We start from the raw sequence: 3,798 nt of genomic DNA on the forward strand, positions 1-3,798 counted from the left end.
GCTCGGCAATTTCGGCCAGCCGCGCACGCGCGTCTGCGTCCTCCACGCGGGTCACCTGGATTGCCGCGTTGCCGCTGAGCATCCCTTCCAGTACCTGGCCAAAGCGCCCGGCATCGCGGCCAAAGGCGTCGGCCGCCTGGGCCGCGCTGTCGTCGCCCGCCAGCACGGTGTTGACCGAGCCCAGGATGCGCTCGGCCAACAACAGCTGGCGCTGGGCGACGGCTACCTGGTTGGCCGGGGCGCCGCTTTGCAGCAGGATCTCAACCACTTTTTCGTATTCCACCTGCAACTGCGGCACGGTCTCGGCCAGGGTTGCCGCCACCTGGTGCAGCGACAGCACGGTCTGTTCGCTGGCCAGGATGGTGTCGGTGTTCTTGCGCAGGTTTTCCCAGTCGCGGCGCACCGCTTCCATTTCGTCACGCACCGTAGGCGGCGCGGGCGGCAGGCCGGTGGACTTGTCACCTTGGCGCAGGTAGCCCCAACGCCGCTCGAAATCGTTACGCGCATCCGACAGCAGCTTGAAGGCCAGGGCCTTGCCAGTGGCGGCCTCGGTGGCGTTCTTGGCGATGCGCTGCGACAGCACGCGCAATTCGCCGGCATGGCCGATGTACTGCTTGTCGTAGTTGGACTGGGTGTTCAGGTAGGCGAAGTTGGCGAACAGCAGCATGATCGACAGGATCAGGATCAGGAACAGCACGGTGATCTGCGCGATGCTGCGGGTACGTGGGCTGACGGTGGTCGCAGTGACGGGGGTTGCAGGCTTGTTCACGTTCGCAGGTCCTATAACGCCACATCGAGAAAACCCGGCGCCTGGGCCAGGGCGAAGGGGCTGAAGATCGCCCAGTTGCGTTCCCGGGGGAAATGCCCCTGCACGAAGCGTGCAGCAGCACGGATCAACGGCTGGGGTGGCGACAGTTGCAGGCTGTCCAGGGCGAAGTGCTGAAGGCCCAGCACCTCGTCTACCAGCAAGCCGACGAACAGGTCTTCGTGGTCCAGCACCAGCACCCGTCGCTGCTTGCCGGGAGCGACGTGGCCCAGGCCGAAAAAGCTGCTCAGGTCCATCACCGGCAACAGCCGGCCGCGCAGGTTGGCGACCCCGCACACCCACGGCTGCACGCCGGGGACGCGGCTGCTGCGTGGCTCGCGCAGCACCTCGGCCACTTCGCCCATGGGCGCGACGAACCACTGCCCGGCAATGCGAAAGCCGATACCACTCCACTGCTGCAGGCGGTTGTCCTGCGGCGGCTGGTCGGCAACCAGCAGGCGACAGCGGCGGTCGATGTCCAGCAGCAACTCGAACGCGGTCAGCGACGCGCCATGCGGGCGGGTGGTCAAGCCCCCAGCACTTCTTGGAGCTTGGCTATCAGGTCGTCTTCTTCCACCGGCTTGGTCACGAAACCGCGGGCGCCCTGACGCTTGGCCCAGATGCGATCGGTTTCCTGGTCCTTGGTGGTAACGACCAATACGGGAATGTTGCTGGTCTCCGGGTCCTTGCTTAGTTGCCGGGTCGCCTGGAAGCCGTTGAGCACGGGCATGACGATATCCATCAGCACCGCGTCCGGCTTCTCCTGGCGCGCCAGGGCCACACCATCGGCGCCGTTGCTGGCCTTGAGCACCTGATGACCGTGCTTTTCAAGCCATTCGGCCAGTTTGTACATCTCTGTCGGCGAGTCGTCGACAATCAGAACTCGGGCCATGCTGTTTCCCCATCAGGAAAGAAAAGACCGTGCCATGGCGGGGCGCGGTCAGGGTGCGGGTTGTTGAGGTGCGGCAAAACCGGGCACGTGAGCGCGAATCGCCTCGAGCAGCTCTTCCTTGCTGAACGGCTTGGTCAAAAACTGATCAGAGCCGACCACCCGGCCACGGGCCTTGTCGAACAGGCCGTCGCGGGACGACAGCAGGATCACCGGAGTGTCCTTGAAAACGCTGTTGTGCTTGATGACCGCGCAGGTCTGGTAACCGTCCAGGCGCGGCATCAACACATCGACGAAAATGATGCTTGGCCGGTGGTCGACGATCTTGGCCAGGGCATCGAAGCCATCGCTGGCGGTGATCACCTCGCAGCCCGCTTCACCGAGCAACATCTGCGCGGTGCGGCGGATCGTGCGTGAATCGTCGATCACCATCACCTTCAGGGGTTGTTCCATAGACGCCTACCAGTGGGAATTTAGCTGCAAGTGGCAAGCGGCAAGTTTCAGGAGAAGGCCAATCGGCGGGTGACTGCTGTTCTCTTGAGGCTTGTAGCCAAAGGCTTGCAGCTGCATTTTTAGCACACTCCGGGTGCCCGTTCCATCTGCGGCGCCCCTTGACCAGCGGCGTTCGCGGCGCCACCCTGAGCCACTTTTCTTTCGAACCATCGCGGCCACCCGCCGCCAAGAGGAACCACCCCATGAGCGTTCGCCTCGGCATTGTCATGGACCCCATCGCGTCCATCTCCTACAAGAAGGACAGTTCGCTGGCCATGCTGCTGGCCGCCCAGGCGCGCGGCTGGAGCCTGTTCTACATGGAGCAGCGCGACCTGTACCAGGGCGAAGGCAAGGCCCGCGCGCGCATGCGCCCATTGAAAGTGTTCGCCGACCCGGCACGCTGGTTCGAGCTGGGCGAGGAGCAGGACAGCACCCTGGCCGAGCTGGATGTGATCCTGATGCGCAAGGACCCGCCCTTCGACATGGAGTTCGTCTACAGCACCTACCTGCTGGAGCAGGCCGAGAAAGACGGCGTACTGGTGGTCAACCGACCGCAAAGCCTGCGTGACTGCAACGAAAAGCTGTTTGCCACGCTGTTCCCGCAGTGCACCCCGCCTACCCTGGTCAGCCGTCGCCCGGACATCATCCGCGCGTTCGCCGAGCAGCATGGCGATGTGATCCTCAAACCACTGGACGGCATGGGCGGCACCTCGATCTTCCGCCACCGGGCGGGCGACCCCAACCTGTCGGTCATCCTCGAAACCCTGACCGCACTGGGTGCGCAGCAGATCATGGCCCAGGCCTACCTGCCGGCGATCAAGGACGGCGACAAACGTATCCTGATGATCGACGGCGAGCCGGTCGACTACTGCCTGGCGCGCATCCCGGCCAGTGGCGAAACCCGTGGCAACCTGGCTGCCGGTGGCCGTGGCGAAGCGCGCCCGCTCAGCGAGCGTGACCGCTGGATCGCCGCCCAGGTGGGCCCCACCCTGCGTGAAAAGGGCCTGCTGTTCGTGGGCCTGGATGTGATCGGCGACTACCTCACCGAGATCAACGTCACCAGCCCGACCTGCATTCGCGAAATCGACAACGCGTTCAACACCGACATTGGCGGCAAGTTGATGGACGCCATTGATCGACAGCTGCAGGCGCGCTGACCGGCAACGCGCGGCGCACTCCCAGAGTGGGGTATGATGCGGGTCCTGATGACCTGACCCGCAGCCCCGCCCTGCGGTTGCTGGATACCCGATGACGCTGCCCGCTGACATCCCTGCCGACCTGCTGCCGCCCCGAGTTCGCCCGGTGGACAGGCTTGGCTTTACCCTGTTCCTGGCTGCACTGGTGCACCTGGCGCTGATCCTTGGTGTCGGTTTCACCGTGGTCAAGCCGGCAGAAATCCGCCACACCATGGACATCACCCTGGCCACCTTCAAGAGCGAAAAACCGCCCGAGAAGGCCGATTTCCAGGCGCAGGACAACCAGCAGGGCAGCGGTACCCTGGACAAGAAGGCAGTGCCCAAGACCACCGAGCTGGCGCCGTTCCAGGACAGCAAGATCAACAAGATCACCCCGCCGCCTGCGGCCAGGCCCGAGGTAGTACCGCCGCCTGCGC

At 64.5% G+C, this 3,798-nt stretch carries 5 protein-coding genes and 1 pseudogene; 2 read left to right on the forward strand and 4 right to left on the reverse strand.

All coding sequences use genetic code 11. The annotated features are described in order from the left end of the window. The 4 genes from HP546_RS27405 to HP546_RS27420 form a co-directional block, all read right to left on the reverse strand. The coding region (locus HP546_RS27405; RefSeq protein ID WP_172232109.1) for a type IV pili methyl-accepting chemotaxis transducer N-terminal domain-containing protein at nucleotides 1-769 on the reverse strand (769 nt) is incomplete at its 3' end. Between the two features lie 11 nt (nucleotides 770-780). After that, complete coding sequence (locus HP546_RS27410; RefSeq protein ID WP_172232112.1) at nucleotides 781-1,335, reverse strand: chemotaxis protein CheW; 555 nt, start codon at nucleotides 1,333-1,335, stop codon at nucleotides 781-783. Then, nucleotides 1,332-1,697 carry a twitching motility response regulator PilH gene (gene pilH, locus HP546_RS27415; protein ID WP_172232115.1) on the reverse strand — a complete coding sequence of 122 codons (366 nt, stop codon included), beginning with the start codon at nucleotides 1,695-1,697 and terminating at the stop codon, nucleotides 1,332-1,334. Before pilH ends, HP546_RS27410 begins: the two co-directional genes overlap by 4 nt. A 48-nt stretch (nucleotides 1,698-1,745) precedes the next feature. Continuing rightward, nucleotides 1,746-2,147 (reverse strand): PleD family two-component system response regulator, encoded by a 402-nt coding sequence (locus tag HP546_RS27420; protein WP_172232118.1) that lies wholly within the window; start codon nucleotides 2,145-2,147, stop codon nucleotides 1,746-1,748. Nucleotides 2,148-2,389: 242 nt separating this feature from the next. Here HP546_RS27420 and gshB point away from each other — a divergent pair, with 242 nt between their 5' ends. Continuing rightward, nucleotides 2,390-3,343, forward strand: a complete 954-nt coding sequence (gshB, locus tag HP546_RS27425; RefSeq protein WP_172232121.1) for a glutathione synthase — start codon at nucleotides 2,390-2,392, stop codon at nucleotides 3,341-3,343. A 91-nt stretch (nucleotides 3,344-3,434) separates the two neighbouring features. Next, nucleotides 3,435-3,798, forward strand: a pseudogene (locus HP546_RS27430) (energy transducer TonB); the annotation flags it as partial.

It is taken from the genome of Pseudomonas sp. CM25 (assembly GCF_013179705.1).
GTDB lineage: Bacteria > Pseudomonadota > Gammaproteobacteria > Pseudomonadales > Pseudomonadaceae > Aquipseudomonas.